Source organism: Leisingera sp. M523 (assembly GCF_025141335.1).
Lineage (GTDB): Bacteria > Pseudomonadota > Alphaproteobacteria > Rhodobacterales > Rhodobacteraceae > Leisingera.
The window spans coordinates 3,917,563-3,933,101 of record NZ_CP081036.1 but is presented as its reverse complement, the minus strand read 5'-3'; the positions used below and the strand labels follow the sequence as shown (position 1 = coordinate 3,933,101).

Here is a 15,539-nt window from a genome sequence, read left to right as displayed (position 1 = left end):
CTAGCCCCGTTATTGCGTCAGCATCAGCGGCAGCAGCGTGATGATCGGGAAGGCAACCAGGATGACCACCCGGATCAGGTCGGACGCGACAAAGAACATCACCGCCTTGTAAGTGTCGATCATCTTGGTCTTACGGTCCATTGCGCTGATAATGAACAGGTTCATGCCCACTGGCGGGGTGATCAGGCCAACCTCGACCACGATCAGTACCAGGATCCCGAACCAGATGGCGACATATTCCGCCTCGATCCGGTTCACCCGGCCTTCGGTCACCCGGATGCCCAGCTCTTTCATCTGCTCGCGGGTCAGCTCCGCTCCGGCCGCAATGGCGTCCTTGATCGAGGCGAGCATCTCGGCCCCCATCCCCTCAGGCACTCCAGCCCTCAGCACCTCCATCGCTGCATCCGCCTGCATCGCAGGCAATGACAGCAGACCGAAATCCATCGCCGAGATTACCGGAAAGAAGATCGGGATTGTCAGCAGGATCATCGACAGCGAATCCATCAGGCAGCCGAAGACCAAGTAGAATCCCAGGATCAGTGCCAGCACCATCCAAGGGCTAAGACCCTGGCTCACAACATAATCCGCCAGTTCCTGCGGTACTTTTGTGAGTGCCAGGAAACCATTGTAAAAACCAGCACCCAGCACGATGAAGAAGATCATCGCGGTGGACCGTGCGGTCACCAGGAAACTGTCAGCCAGCGTTTCGCGGTTCAGCCCGCCATTGGTCCAGGCGATAAAGCCGGTGCCAAATGCGCCCACGGCTGCGCCCTCGGTCGGAGTGAACCAGCCCAGGTAGATACCGCCCACCACCAGGCCGAACACCAGAAGCACCGGCCAGACATGTATCAGCGCGGCAAAACGCTCGCGCATCGGCACTGGCGGGCGGGTGCCGGCACTTTCCGGGAACAGCCGCACATAGACCGAGATTGCAATTACATAACCCAAAGCCGCCAGCAGGCCCGGAATGAAGGCGGATAGGAACAGCTTGGCGATGTTCTGCTCGGTCAGGATCGCATAGATGACCAGCACAACAGAAGGCGGGATCAGGATGCCCAGCGTGCCGCCCGCCGCCAGCGTCGCGGTCGAAAATCCGCCGGCATAGCCGTATTGCTTCAGCTCCGGCAGTGCCACACGGCCCATGGTGGCTGCGGTGGCCAAGGACGAGCCGCAGATCGCACCAAAGCCTGCGCAGGCGCCGATGGCCGCCATCGCAACCCCGCCTTTGCGGTGGCCCAGGAACCCTTCAGCTGCCTTGAACAACGCGGTGGACATGCCGCCGAGCGTCGCGAAATGCCCCATCAGCAGGAACATCGGCACAATGGTCAGCGAATAAGAGGAAAAGGTCGAATAGGTCTCGCTTTTCAGCCGCCCGAACGCCACTTGCGTGCCGTCCGTGACCCAGATCAGCCCGCCAAGGCCGACCAGAAACATCGAGAGCCCGATCGGAACCCGCAGAAAGATCAGCAGCATCAGAACCGGGAAGGAGGCGATGCCAATTTCAAGAGCCGTCACTGTTCGCCCTCCACGCCGTCCCAAATCAGGATCCGGCCGGTAAAAAATTCGATGGTGCGGATTGCACCCATGTAGAGGCCCACAATCGCGGCGACGACAGCCGCCACCATGCTGATGCCGTAGGCCCACCAGACCGGAAACTCGAGCAGGAAGGAGGTCTCGCCATTGGAGAATTTGCTCGTAAGCCCAGCCCCCAGCCGCCAGGCGATAAGAATCAGCACCGCGGCAAAGACAATTTCGGTCACCATCCGCAAAAACCGGTTCACTCCGCGTGGAAACGTATTGGCCACCACATCAACCGAGGCATGTCCCGCGGTGATCTGGCACAGCGGCATAAAGGCGAAGATGGCAAAGGCCACACCGGCCTCGACCAGTTCAAAATCGCCGTTGACCGGCCCGACCCAGCCGGTCATCCACTTTGAGAACCCCGGCGCAATCCGCTCCATCAAATCGCCATGGAAGACGCCGTTGAGCAAACGCCCAGCGATCGAAACACATGTCAGAATGATCAGAAGAGTGAGGACCGCACCGCCCAGGTAGGCCATGGATTTGGCCAGCCGCATCATGAGCTTGTGCATCGTTCAGTTGCCTTATTCCGGTATGCAAAGGGCCGCAGTGCCAATGCCGTGCGGCCCTTCACTTTTATCAATCAAAACGCCTTACTGATACTGCGGCGTGTATTTCTCGATCAGCCCGCTGGCTTCTTCGATCAGCGCGGTACCGTCGAGGCCTTTTTCGGCCATGTCGGCGATCCACTTATCGTAGATCGGCTGCGAGCGTTCACGCCAGACGGCAGTTTGTTCCTCGTCCAGAGTGATCACAGTATTGCCCAGATCCAGCGCCATCTCGCGCGAGGGACCATCCGAATCCGCCTGGGTGCCGCCGGCAAAGACCGAGAATTCCAGGCCAGAGTTATCGTCGATGGCCTTTTTCAGGTCATCCGGCAGGCTCTCATACTTATCTTTGTTCATCGCCAGAACAAAGGTCAGCGTATACAGTGCCTTGCCAGTGAACTCAGTGTGGTTCTCCACCAGCTCCGGGACCTTCAGCGCCGCCGTCACTTCCCACGGAATGGTGGTGCCGTCGATCACGCCCTTGGACAGACCTTCCGGAATCGCCGGAACTGGCATCCCCACCGGGGTTGCACCCAGCTCAGTCAGCAATGCGTTGACTGACCGGCCACCGCCGCGGATCTTCATGCCTTCCAGATCTTCAGGCGTTTCCACCGGGTCGGCGGTGTGGATCAAGCCGGGCCCGTGCACCCAGGTGCCTAGGATGTGCACATCCTTGAACTCAGTGTCCTTCATGTGCTTGTCGAACATTTCCCAATAGGCGTGCGACACGGCGCGCGCATTGGTCATCATGAACGGCAGCTCGAACACTTCGGTCGACGGGTAGCGGCCCGGGGTATAGCCTACCACAGTCCAGACAATATCCGCCACGCCATCAATGGCCTGGTCCATCAGCTCAGGCGGCTTACCCCCCAGCTGCATCGACGGGAAGCGATCAACCTTGATGCGCCCGCCCGAGGATTCCTCGACGTTGTCCGCCCAAACATCCAGGATCAGTTTCGGCACGTTTGCCTGTGCCGGCAGGAACTGGTGCAGTTTCAGGGTCACCTCCTGGGCAAATGCCGGCATTGCGCCGAACATTGCCAAGGCCGCTGCCCCCGCTGCCCCCAATAGCTTTCTCCGAGTAGTCATGTCTGTCCTCCCTTAGACCAAATCATTTGCAGGGTCCGCCGCTCTCGCAACATTACTGCGGCAGATGGCAGAATTCTTTCCGTTTCCGCCACCAAGGCCCCGCGCAGGGTTCGTTTTACGAACCAGTTGCCCCCCTGCTATTAGGTGCATTTGTAACTATCAACAGCGGATCATGCATTTTCCACTCATGAAATCTGCCTGCGCTTCCTGATCTCAGACAAGTTTCACAGCTGATATGTTACAAAGCTCCCCGTGCTCACATTCAAATTGATACATATTAAGATGGCCGCATGGCAACAAAAATCATGGCCTTGCGCCGCCTTGCGTCATTCCGCAGCAGCCAGCGTCAAGTCGACCTGTGGCAGCCCATCAACCCCGCCGCACATCCGGTCGCCTGCCTGTACGGCTCCAACACCGGCCGGCGTTCCAGTCAGAATCACATCTCCGGGCCGCAAGTGATAATAGCCGGACAGATGGCAGATAATCTCCTCAACGGACCAGATCATTTCCTCCAGCGTGGCATCCTGCCGGATCTCCCCGTTCACCTCCAGCCAAATGCGCCGGCCAGACGGGTTGCCCCAATCTGCTGCCCGGGTCAGCGGTGCCAACACCGTCCCGTTCTCCAGATCCTTGCCCAGATCCCAGGGGCGTTGTTTCTGCCGCTCACGGATCTGCAGATCGCGCCGGGTCATATCCAGCGCACATCCATAGCCAAAGACAGCAGCCTTCGCCTCTTCGGCGGATGCTCGGAACACCGGCGCGCCAATCGCCACAGACAGCTCCATCTCATAGTGGAAGTTTTCAGTCCCAGGCGGATAGGGCACAGCCGCGCCCGTCAGCACCGCATTGACCGCCGTCTTGGTGAAATAGAATGGCGCCTCGCGGTCCACTTCATTGCCCATTTCGGCAGCATGAGCCGCGTAATTGCGCCCAACACAGAAAATCCGCCCGACCGGGTATCCAGACGGTTCTCCGGCAACCGGAATCACCGGTGCTTCCTGCAATGTGAACAGAATCTCACCCATCAAAGAATCCTTCATACCTCGGCAGATTCAGGCTGCCTCGCCAAGTCAGAGCCGCAATCCAACAGCCTGTAAACCCCGCTTTCGGCTTGAATGGTTTGATTACCCTGCACACGGCCGTCCAGCACAATCCTGATCTTCTCCTCCGATGAATACTGCTTGCGCATCGCGGGTTTAATGCAGAGCCTCCCCCAATAAAGTGGTCCGCGCCTTTATTTGGGAAAGCGGAGAACCAAGGATGGCCAAAAGAGACCGAAGCCCGAAGCCCGAAGAGATTGACGTGAAGTTGCGGCAGGTTGAAGTCCTGATGGGGCAAGGCATGCCCCGGATTGATGCAATCAGACAGATCGGCCTGCCTGAACAAACTTATTACCGCTGGAAGAAGTACGGTGGAATGGGCGCAGAGAAGCTTAAGGAACTGAAGCGGCTTCAGAAGGAGGACGAGCGCTTTCGCAGGGCGGTATCGGGCCTGACGTTGGACAAATTGACTCTGTCCGAGGCCGCAAAGGGAGCGAAGAGCGTCCCGGAAACGGTCATCAGACCGTTTCAGCCCTGAACGGGCGGAGCCCCTAAGCCCCTCACGCCGCCGTGCTTGCATTGATCTTGCGCAGCCAAATGAAGGTTTCCGAGCGTCGCATTTGCCGCGTCCTGGGCCAGCACCGATCCACACAGGGACAAGAGCCGGTTGGTCAGGCTGACGAAGACCGTCTGGTTGCGGACATGATCAAGTTAACACGTCAGTATGACGATACGGCTACGCCGCAGTTCCCGGTGGAGGTATGCCCAATCTGGCTGAAAGCCGCAGTACGTCTCGTATCTTGGCATCCACTGCCCGGCAGGCGCATACGCGCCTGCTGCCGAGAGGGGGCAGTCTATTCATCGCGCTCCCTCTGGTCCCAAAAGAACCGCAAGGTAGCGGGCTGCTGATCGCCTCGCAGCAACACGCCTGAGAGGTCGCCGGATGTCATTGGACATGGGTGGCCGGATCACACCGGATTACGCAGGCAAGGCATTCCAACTTGGAATGACAGCAGTAGGCAATCTCATTGGTTTTGGCGGCGCGTTCGCGGATAAATGCACCCAGAGCTTATTCCAAGGAGGCCGCATGGACCGCGCCCAGATCGTGCATAAGAATTTCCTGGACCGGGTAAAGGCCGCAGACTTCCCTGCAGGTGCGGCACCCGCAGGACCGCTTGCCGTATCAGAGGCAGTTGGCACCTTCCGTGCACAGGTGTTGAGCCGGGCGCTGGACTTGACCAGCCGGGCGATGCAAAAAGCGGGAGAGGGGTTTTACACCATCGGATCCTCGGGGCATGAGGGGATGGCAGCGGTGGCGCGGGCGCTGCGCCCGACCGACATGGCCTTCTTGCATTACCGTGATGCAGCGTTTCAGATTGCCCGGGCGGATCAGGTTCCGGGGCAACGGATTGCCTGGGACATGCTTTTGTCCTTTGCCTGTTCCAGCGAAGACCCAACCTCAGGCGGCCGGCACAAGGTTCTGGGCTCCAAGACACTGATGATCCCGCCGCAAACGTCTACCATTGCCTCGCATCTGCCCAAGGCAGTGGGAGCGGCTTACTCCGTTGGTGCAGCCAAGCGGCACCCGCCAGAACATCAGGTGCTGCCGGAAGACGCCATTGTCATGTGCTCTTTCGGGGATGCTTCGGCCAACCATTCGACCGCGCAAGGGGCAATCAACACCGCGGGCTGGAGTTCGGTGCAATCGACGCCGCTGCCTTTGCTGTTTGTCTGCGAGGACAACGGTATCGGCATTTCCGTGAAGACGCCGAAGGGCTGGATCGAGGCCTCGATGGCGCAGCGGCCGGGCATCAAGTATTTCAAGGCAGACGGGCTGGATATCTATAACGCCTTTGCAGTGGCGCAAGAGGCAGCAGAGTATGTGCGGACCCGCAAGAAGCCGGCCTTCCTGCATCTGCGCACCGTGCGGCTGTACGGCCATGCCGGGGCGGATGTTCCGACCACTTACCTCAGCAAAGCCGAGGTTGAGGCGGATGAAGCCAATGATCCGCTGCTTCATTCGGTGCGGCTGCTGAATGAAGCCGGGGCGCTGCACCCCAAGGAAGCGCTGAAGGTTTACACGGACACTTGCGCGCGGGTGGAGCGAATCCGGGCAGAGGCGGTGACACGGCCGCATCTGAAGACGGCAGAAGATGTGGTTGCCAGCCTGATTCCGCCAACGCGGACCTGTAGGCCCACCAATGGCCCGCATTTAGAGGAGCGGGCAGCGGCGTTCGGCAGCGACATGCGGGCGATGGAGGAGCCGCAGCCGATGTCGCGGCTGATCAACTGGGCGCTGACCGATTTGATGCTGGAGCATGGCGAGATCGTCATGATGGGCGAGGATGTAGGCCGCAAGGGCGGTGTCTACGGCGTGTCTCAGAAATTGCAGCAGCGGTTCGGACCGGACCGGGTCATCGACACGCTGCTGGATGAGCAGTCGATCCTGGGGCTGGCGATTGGTATGGGGCACAATGGGTTTGTGCCCATCCCGGAAATCCAGTTCCTTGCTTATCTGCACAATGCCGAGGACCAGCTGCGCGGCGAAGCGGCGACTTTGCCTTTCTTCTCGGACGGGCAATTCACCAACCCGATGGTGCTGCGGATTGCGGGCCTTGGCTATCAGAAGGGTTTTGGCGGGCACTTCCACAATGACAACTCTCTGGCGGTGCTGCGGGACATTCCTGGAATTGTGATTGCCTGTCCCTCAGATGGGGCTGAGGCTGCAATGATGATGCGCGAGGCGGTGCGGCTGGCGCGCGAGGAGCAGCGGGTGGTGGTCTTTGTGGAACCGATTGCGCTGTATCCGATGCGGGACCTGCATGAGACGAAGGATGGCGGCTGGATGCGGACCTACCCCTCGCCGGACCGGCGGATCGCTTTGGGCGAAGCGGGTGTGCATGGGGAAGGCACCGATCTGGCCATCGTGACCTATGGCAATGGAAGGTATCTCTCGGCCCAGGCGCAGGCGGAACTGGCGGCCCAGGGAGTGGACGCGCGGATTGTGGATCTGCGCTGGCTGGCACCGTTGCCGGAGGCGGCGCTGTTGGAGGCGGTAAAAGATTGCAGGCATGTGCTGGTCGTCGATGAATGCCGCATCACCGGCAGTCTGTCAGAGGCGTTGATGGCACTGTTTGCGGAACAAGGCGATGCCCCAACGGCGCGGGTGGCGGCCAGTGATTGTTTCATTGCCACAGGACCGGCCTATGGTGCCACGCTGCCGTCGAAGGAGAGTATTGTTGCAGCTGCTTTGAAGCTGGCAGGAGGCAAGTCATGACCCGCACGGCTGTTCTGATCTGCCCGGGACGGGGCACTTACAACAAGGCGGAACTGGGGTACCTGCACCGTCACCATGCGGACAAGGCGGCGCTGTTCGCCGGATTTGATGCGCAGCGAAAGGACGCCGGGCAGGAGGAAATCACGGCGTTGGACGGGGCAACCCGGTTTTCGGTGTCAAAGTACTCCCGCGGGGATATTGCATCGCCATTGATCTATGCCTCAACGCTGGCGGATGCGCAGTCGCTGGCGGATGACATTGAAATTGTCGCGGTTACCGGCAATTCCATGGGCTGGTACACCGCGCTGGCGGCAGCCGGAGCGCTGAGTGCGGCAGATGGGTTCAAGGTGGTGAACACCATGGGCACGCTGATGCAGCAGCAACTGATCGGCGGCCAGCTGGTCTATCCCTTTGCAGGTCCGGATTGGCAGGATAACCCGCGCCGCAAGACCGAGCTGCTGGGCTTGGCGGCAGAGATCAATGCGCGCGAGGAGCATGATCTGGGGCTGTCGATTGACTTGGGCGGAATGCTGGTGCTGGCCGGGAATGAGGCCGGGTTGACAGCGTTTGAGGCGGCGGTGCCAGTGCTGGACGACCGCTTCCCCATGCGGCTGGCCAACCATGCCGCGTTCCATACAGCGCTGCAAGCACCGGTGGCAGCCGAGGGGCGCAAGCGGCTGAGTGCCGAGATGTTCTCTCAGCCGGATGTGCCGCTGATCGATGGCCGCGGGCAGATCTGGTGGCCGGGTGCCACGGATAAACAGGCGCTGTGGGATTACACGCTTGGGCGTCAGGTGGTGGAGGCCTATGATTTCACCCGCGCGGTGCAGAATGCAGCTTATGAGTTTGCGCCGGACCTGTTCATCGTGACCGGCCCCGGCACCACACTGGGCGGCGCCGTGGCCCAATCCCTGGCACAAATCAGTTGGAAAGGGGTGATTGGAAAGGCGGGTTTTAAAGCGCGGCAGGCGGAGGATCCGCTGTTGATCTCCATGGGGGATGACGCACAGCGGTCATCGGTAAGCGGCTGATCCAGAAGTATCCCGCGTCTTTTGCCTGTATCAAAGATGCAGGCAAAACAGCCTTGGGCGTATCGTCTGCAAAGATCGCCTAACCCGCTTTAACATGACGGCCAAGGGCATCCGCTGCCCGGCAGTTGATTGCGCAGCAATCAATGAGTGTGGATCATCACCGTCTTCACCCTGCTCCAATCCGGCCCAAGGATTTCCTGCCGGCGCAAACCTGTCGTTATAGCGATCAGAACAATTGTCTCTAAAAACGGGTTTTCACTTCCGGCACATGCCGCGAAAAATGCCCCCGCTCTGCTGTATTCAGATATCTTACCCTGCCTTGCGGCACCTTCAGTTTCTCGATCCGCTTCAGGGGATTTTGTTCCAGCCACCCATACTCCCGAACAGTAACTTTGAGGACTTGATGGAGCGCGACCAATAGCGGTTCACAGTCGCGTTCGAAAAACGGCCTCGGATCCTGCCGGTATCTTCCCAGCGTTGATTTCCGCTTCGATCTGCCTGACTCAAGTTTCAGCATTGTTTTTGCGGTTAAAGTAAGCCGGCTACTGCTCGTAACCCTTGCGGCGAATCTGAGCTTGCCTGCGAATACTTTTAGCACTTTGGACCCTTTGAACAGACGCCAGACTCACCACTCTGTTGGCAATGTTGGTTGTCGTCCGGTTTAGGGAGTTTTCGGGGAGATTTGCACTGTTTTTGCACCAAAAACCGCGCCACTCTCGTAGCTTTCGCTTACCAAGGTGGCAGGTGCTTGTCTTTTTGGTGAAAGAAGTGGTGAGCCGTGTTGGGTTCGAACCAACGACCTACTGATTAAAAGTTAGCTCAAGTGGCATTTCTACAGCTTTCCACAACACACCTCAAAACTACACAACCAATTGAAAAACCTTATTTTTTATTGAGATTAACCCGCACTCTCTTCATGCTGTTTTTCACAATGTACTACGCCCAGTGGTTGCTAGGTGGTTGCTGTGGCCGATTTTGAGGAACTAGCTCTAATGAAACTGACCAAGAGACAAATCGACAACGCATCATGCGACGAGGGTAAACCTCTTTTCCTTTGGGATGGCAGCCTAACCCAAGCTGCGCTGGCTGAGCGTCTGGGCACGGTTCAATCATTTGTCGCCAAGTCCGAATCCGGTGAGAGGCGAATGGACGTGGTTGAATTTGTCTGGTGGGCCGACGCGACGACAGGCGTTGACCCGTTTTGCGAGATACTGACCAAAATGACTGAATCCTAGAGAAGTCACGGACCGTGTGGCCAAACGGGTTGAAGAATGGAAACGCACTGAGCACGTGACCCGCCAGATCTTGCTAAACGAGGAATCTTGTGCCTCCGTCAGGGTCGAGCCAACGATGTCGACGACCGACTACCTTAGAAGATCGCTTGCTCGGTGGTGCGCCAGGAACTGCTTGGTAACGAGCCATTCAAAGAAAGTGCCCAACCCTGAGCTTGAAGTAGAGATTGTCGCCGCGAGGATATCAAAAATACGCCATCTATGGCGTGGCACAGATGGCGTGTACATGTTTCGGTCCCTTCTATGACCGAAGCTATTCAAGCGGACCTGGACAATGCCGTAGTCGCCCTGCAAAAGCAGATTGGCGCAAATCTTCGTGCACTTCGGGAGAGCCGAGAGCTTACTCAAGATGACCTTGCACACAGCGCAGGTCTAGCGACCAGGCACCTACAAAAAATTGAGTCGGGTCAGATTAACGTGACTATTCGAACGCTCGCTCGACTTGGGTTTGCATTGGGCATTCGACCGGAACTGTTCTTCTCCGAACGCAAGGAATTTTCCTCAAAATGACTAAACTTCCAACAATGCGGATCCTTTATGGCCCGCCTGGTACAGGCAAAACATGGTTGGCGGCCCGAGAGGCAGTTGGGACAATTCTTCCAGATGAATACCTTAAGTGGCAGACAGGCCTTTTGTCCGACGCAGGACTACTTGATTTGCACCAGAAGCTTGTATTGGAAGGCAGAATCAAATGGGTAACTTTCCACCCAAGCTATTCATACGAAGACTTTGTAGAGGGATTTCGCCCCATAAAGTCAGCCAGTGAAGATAAGGTTTCCTTTGAGGTGCGAAAGGGACCTTTTCGCGACATTTGTGACACCGCGATGGGCCACAGAATTACGTTTGGTCCATCCGTGGGTACTGAGATTGCTGCAGTTGGCGGTTCAAAGAAATACGTTGTGATTGGCGCCAACGATCAGGGCTGGTTGCTTACTGTCCGTCCCAATCGTTCTGATCAAGTTGGAGAAGAGCAAGAGAAGTTTGTCACTCGGCGTGTGATCGAAAGGGCTGCAGACCTAGGACTTGAGCCCAAGGTATTCTCTATACCTGGCAAGGCAGAAGTTTTACCTTCGAATTATGGATTAGATGACACTGACACTGTTGTCGGTTCTGAATTGCGAAGGAGAGTGGGAGAGTTACTTGGAATATCTTCAAGTGATCTCGCCAACAGCGCGCATTTTGGTGCAGTTGCAGCATTCGTAAGAGAGCAAGAGCTAACCGCGCCCAAGCCCCAAAGTGCGTGCCTTGTTATTGATGAAATAAATCGCGCAGATCTATCTCGTGTTTTTGGAGAGTTAATAACTCTGCTGGAGCCTGACAAACGTCTTGGCGCCAGCGAAGAGCGGCGTGTTCATTTGCCCTATTCTGGAGAAGAGAGGTTCGGTGTGCCATCAACGCTCTCCATCATCGGCACAATGAACACTGCAGACCGATCAATCACCTCGATGGATTTCGCAATGCGCCGCCGCTTTACTTTCGCAGAAGTAGCACCGGACCCTACGTTTTGTCCTGCAGAATACGGTGGTATGTGTGTGTTTGAGGCACTCCAAGGAATGAACCGGAGGATCGAGGTCTTGCGTGGGCGGGACTACCGTTTGGGCCATGCGACCCTCATGGAGAAAGCACTGGAGGATACGCGATCGAGGTTCGGGTGGGCTGATGACATCACAGGTAAGAGACAGGCTCTAGCATACGTGTTTAGAACTCGCGTAGTCCCGTTGCTTCAAGAGTACTTTCACGAAGACTTCAGAAAGGTAGAGATTGCACTCGGCACCCGAAACCGACGGTTTGGCTCTTCTGAGAGACCTCTATTCATTTTGGAAAGCTTGAGCTCTAGAGAGCAGGAAGTTTTCGGCGACGTGTTCGACACGGATGGATTGATGTTGGGAGAGCCTGCAAGTTGGTGGAATCCGGAGTCGCCAGAACACTTTGACGGCGATGCATTCGCCGAGACCATCGCTGCAATGGCTTAATAAACATGACTACCAAGATCACAGTGTTCGAAGGAGATCGTCTCGACATCACTTTTGGATCTCACTTGTCGGGACCTGTTTCTAGGTTGCTCGATACATATGTCGGCGGGAAGCAAGCGTTTAAGTTACGAAATGGTTCGATCTATGCAAATGATTTGGTTGGCGCCGTGGATGTTGGTGAACTCAAGGTAGAGGTTCTTCCAAAGCCATTTGGCGTCGACTCAGTTGGTGAAGGCCGCAAGCTACTCTTTGAATTACTTAACTGGGCCGGAACAGAGATTAGCCCCAGTTGGCTGGATGGTGGAAGCTCAAGTCGACATAAAGATGTCTTGGAAATCGTAGAACAGCGCGCCGCAAAGGAGTTACTCAGGCGCTTGGAAGTTGCAGTACCTAGAAGATATCATGAAGTCGATGAGCGGACGTCGGTTCTACGCGGAAGAATTGACTTTGCGCAATACTCTCGACAGCTTCCGGCGAATGCACACATCCTACCAATCAGACATTTCCCATTTGAAACTGACAATGAACTGGCACGCCTTCTCAAAGCTCTGGCCACTACGCTTCGGAACCGTGCACGCTCCTTCAGTACCCGTCGGGTCCTCGATCGATGTCTCGACCTTTTGGCCGGTGTCAGAGAACTTCCACTCACCTTGGATCTTGTAAGTCGTGTCCGTGTGGATCGAAAAGATGCGGAATGGGGTCGCCTCGTCGAGTTTGCTAACCTGCTCGCAGTCGGCTCGACTCCTGATCCGACAGGCTTGGGTTCAACGGATCAGGCCACTCTGTTGTTTTCAATGAACAACCTTTTCGAGAAGGCAATTAGAAGAGCCTTGTCAGATTTTCTTCCAGGTCCTGTATCTTGCCTTCGATCTCCTGGTGAGCACGCTCTTCTCTCAACAAGCTCGGGCCACGGGAGTTCAGTGGCACTTAGAGTGAGACCAGACCTACTATTTTGTGAATACGGAAAGATCTTGGCTCCAGGAGATGCGAAATGGAAACGGCTGATCGCCAACTCTCCAAGGTTCGGAATTGCTCCTGACGACTTTTATCAGATCATGACCTATATGCGTCTCTTCCAGTCCCAGGTCGGTCTACTTTTTTTCCCACGAATGGAATGGATGGCTCCCGGCTGGACATGCGAGTTTTCCGTTTCACCTTTTGGTCAAGAACGGATCATCGCTGCTTCTGTTGAATTGCGCGAGTTAGTCGCTCTCAATCGAGCAAATGAAGGGTCAAGCGCAAGGCACTTCGCTACGCAGGTGCAGAACATGCTTCTGCCTTCGCCGCAGGAGGTTCAGTAACTCGTTCAATTGATGTGGAACTTAGTTCAAAAGCTCCGCCCATTTCGAGCACTATACCAACGCGAAGAGCTAGCTGTGTGCTAAGTAAGGGTGGCACCGCATTTCCAATTACCCGGAACCCATCAACAAGACCAACGGAGCCAAATCGGTACCAATCTGGAAAAGTCTGAATCCGCGCGGCTTCTCGAACCGAAATTGTTCTTGGAGAAGAAGGATGGATGTATGCGTAGGTGTCTTTGCCCATGTGCGATGTCATCGTCTTTGATGGCACTTCCGGGTCCATTCGCGCGAGCCAGTCGCCGTGATTTCCCTCACGTTTCTTCAAGTAGTTGGGTGCGCAGAGGTGGTGCTTCTCTTCGCCTGCTCCTAGGCGAATTCTATCAAGTAAGAGACGAAGGGACAGAGACCCGTTCAGTGCGTCTTTCAACTGACCTATTCGATTGCGGGTCAGGCCAGCTAGTTCTGGCCCGTTGTGGTTCGATAGCAGCCATTCAACCAAACTTGCGAGATCTTCAACCAGTGGGTTGCCGTCACACCGATAGTCCATCCATCGTTTTCCAGGCCCCATCATCTCGAAGAACTCACTGTCGTCTCTCCGAGAAGCTCGTGCACAGTGTGCATCAACAAGACTGTTGTTTTTGGAGCGACCTTCTTTGCTAGGCAAACGCCGGATCCACTCCAAATATTCGCCGGGAGCACCATCGTGATTGATATGGACATCCTGAACATTGAGCAGTGTATCTGTGCCCCTTGATTTTTCTTCCCGCAGTGTGCCGGATACTGGTTCGGGCAGCCCGGCTAATGCGAACTTGAGAGGAACTGCTTCTCTCGTGGGCAGGTTCAAACTCCACGAGGACGGCGATGCATGCTCACTCTTTTCAGCAACATCGCACCTAACGCCCAGCATAAAGAATCTCTCTCGCTTTTGCGGGACGAGATGGTTGGAAGCAACCAGCACTTCTGAATTGACCTCATACATGAGCCCTTCGTGCGAAATGTTTGAGATTGCCTCTGCTAAAACATCTGTTGCGTTGTATGTGCCTTCCGGTGTCTTCACCTTGGCTTGGAAGTGGCGAACATTTTCAAACAGGAAAGCTGCAGGTTCAAGCGCGGCTACAAACAGCACATACTGATGCATCAATTCGTTGCGTTTATCTCCCGCCTTTGTGTCAGATTGCACATGTACGCTCTGCTCGCGGAGACTTCTAATTTTGCCACGCCCAATGCGACTGAAACCTTGGCAGGGCGGCCCACCAAGAAGAACATGGACTTGTCTACCGCTTCGGTAGATCCGTTGAAGTTGCCCTAGGAAGTGCTCGTCCTCAAAGAGGGTTCGCCGGATTGCCTCACGCGACCCCCACCATTCGCACCAAGCCTCTTTTACAGAGGCATAGGCTTCACTCTCTATTAGTGTCAGTGCATTTTGAATCTTGCGCGCTGCCGAGGCCAACTGTCCTGAACCGCTTCCTGTCACACGCCCGCGAAGAGTGTCAATTTCTTGACGCCAAAGCGTTTCTGCACGAGCAACACACTCCCTTTTCTGGGTATTCGTAACCGACAATGTGCTGCGGTATGAAACCGAGCATTCTCGACGAGTTTCTCCCCACAATGGAACCTTGAACGATGGCTTGCCTCGACCCGGTTGAGGTAGTTTCAAAGCATTGTGGAACCCAAGCACAGAAGTCTGTGAGAGGGACGTTTTCTCTACTAGTGCATACTGATCTTGGTAAGGGGCAGAGTCCCTGATCTTTGTAAGTCTTTCGATGAACTCACGATCCAGCTCTTGGATATTTTGGATGAACGATCCAAGACCTAATGGCTCTAGTCGGTCCAGTTCCTCCGCTAGCTGCGTGTCGTTTTCCACAGAAGCGAGGTGATCAAGGTAATAGGCCAATACTTCGGCTTCGTTCAGAAACTCGGATAGGTCTGCCTGACGCCCTATTTTGGAGCCGAACTCAGAGCGAGGGTGGTTGTCATTAAAGACACGCACCATCGCTTCTTCGATGTCGATCGCCATAACGGTTTTGTACAACTCACCGCTATCAGCAAGTTCAAACCCCAACGAAAGGCCGCCACAGCCGGCGAAAAGGTCTATCACACGAAGCGGTTGGGCTGGTTTTGTTGACGGCCCCGTCAGAAGCTCAGTTGGAACTTCGTCGACCGACACATCGTCGACGATTTCTTCCCTACCATCATCATATGTAAGGAGGGACTCGCTTCTTAGTTCATCGCCAACAAGCCATCTGCGGTACTTTGCAACAGAGTCACTACGCACATACTCGAAGCTCAAATGACGGTTTAGGGTTGCCGGTGTAACCCCAATCGCCTTGGCCGCTTCAGCATCACCCAAACCGAGCTTTTCGATCTTGGCGCGGACCTCTTGAATCAACTGCTCGTTCTTGTCCAC

The 15,539-nt window shown here is 56.0% G+C and carries 11 protein-coding genes and 1 pseudogene; 7 read left to right on the top strand and 5 right to left on the bottom strand.

The genetic code is table 11. The annotated features are described in order from the left end of the window. Positions 1 to 9 precede the first annotated feature (9 nt). The 4 genes from K3557_RS19555 to K3557_RS19540 form a co-directional block, all read right to left on the bottom strand. On the bottom strand, positions 10 to 1,515 hold the full coding sequence (locus K3557_RS19555; protein ID WP_259996092.1) for a TRAP transporter large permease: 1,506 nt from the start codon (positions 1,513 to 1,515) through the stop codon (positions 10 to 12). Beyond that, a complete protein-coding gene (locus K3557_RS19550) occupies positions 1,512 to 2,093 on the bottom strand; it encodes a TRAP transporter small permease (protein WP_259988438.1) in 582 nt (193 codons plus the stop codon). Before K3557_RS19550 ends, K3557_RS19555 begins: the two co-directional genes overlap by 4 nt. A gap of 81 nt (positions 2,094 to 2,174) precedes the next feature. Next, on the bottom strand, positions 2,175 to 3,218 hold the full coding sequence (locus K3557_RS19545) for a TRAP transporter substrate-binding protein (protein ID WP_259988440.1): 1,044 nt from the start codon (positions 3,216 to 3,218) through the stop codon (positions 2,175 to 2,177). A 326-nt stretch (positions 3,219 to 3,544) separates the two neighbouring features. Beyond that, entirely contained in the window at positions 3,545 to 4,243 is a 699-nt protein-coding gene (locus tag K3557_RS19540) for a fumarylacetoacetate hydrolase family protein (protein ID WP_259996091.1), read from the bottom strand. 235 nt (positions 4,244 to 4,478) lie between these two features. Here K3557_RS19540 and K3557_RS19535 point away from each other — a divergent pair. The 7 genes and pseudogenes from K3557_RS19535 to K3557_RS19505 all read left to right on the top strand — a co-directional run. Then, positions 4,479 to 5,007, top strand: a pseudogene (locus tag K3557_RS19535) (transposase); the annotation flags it as partial. A gap of 338 nt (positions 5,008 to 5,345) precedes the next feature. Next, on the top strand, positions 5,346 to 7,535 hold the full coding sequence (locus K3557_RS19530; protein ID WP_259996089.1) for an alpha-ketoacid dehydrogenase subunit alpha/beta: 2,190 nt from the start codon (positions 5,346 to 5,348) through the stop codon (positions 7,533 to 7,535). Further along, positions 7,532 to 8,566: an ACP S-malonyltransferase gene (locus K3557_RS19525; RefSeq protein WP_259996086.1), complete on the top strand. Its 1,035-nt coding sequence runs from the start codon at positions 7,532 to 7,534 to the stop codon at positions 8,564 to 8,566. The genes K3557_RS19530 and K3557_RS19525 overlap by 4 nt, the downstream gene beginning before the upstream one ends. 992 nt (positions 8,567 to 9,558) lie before the next feature. After that, positions 9,559 to 9,801 (top strand): helix-turn-helix transcriptional regulator, encoded by a 243-nt coding sequence (locus K3557_RS19520; protein ID WP_259996084.1) that lies wholly within the window; start codon positions 9,559 to 9,561, stop codon positions 9,799 to 9,801. A 300-nt stretch (positions 9,802 to 10,101) separates the two neighbouring features. Continuing rightward, positions 10,102 to 10,368, top strand: a complete 267-nt coding sequence (locus K3557_RS19515; protein WP_259996082.1) for a helix-turn-helix domain-containing protein — start codon at positions 10,102 to 10,104, stop codon at positions 10,366 to 10,368. Next, positions 10,365 to 11,831, top strand: coding sequence for an McrB family protein (locus K3557_RS19510; RefSeq protein ID WP_259996080.1), 1,467 nt, complete (start codon positions 10,365 to 10,367; stop codon positions 11,829 to 11,831). Before K3557_RS19515 ends, K3557_RS19510 begins: the two co-directional genes overlap by 4 nt. Before the next feature lie 5 nt (positions 11,832 to 11,836). Continuing rightward, positions 11,837 to 13,132, top strand: a complete 1,296-nt coding sequence (locus tag K3557_RS19505) for an McrC family protein (RefSeq protein WP_259996066.1) — start codon at positions 11,837 to 11,839, stop codon at positions 13,130 to 13,132. Here the strand turns inward: K3557_RS19505 and K3557_RS19500 are convergent. Further along, a complete protein-coding gene (locus K3557_RS19500) occupies positions 13,083 to 15,539 on the bottom strand; it encodes a DNA cytosine methyltransferase (protein WP_259996064.1) in 2,457 nt (818 codons plus the stop codon). The genes K3557_RS19505 and K3557_RS19500 overlap by 50 nt on opposite strands.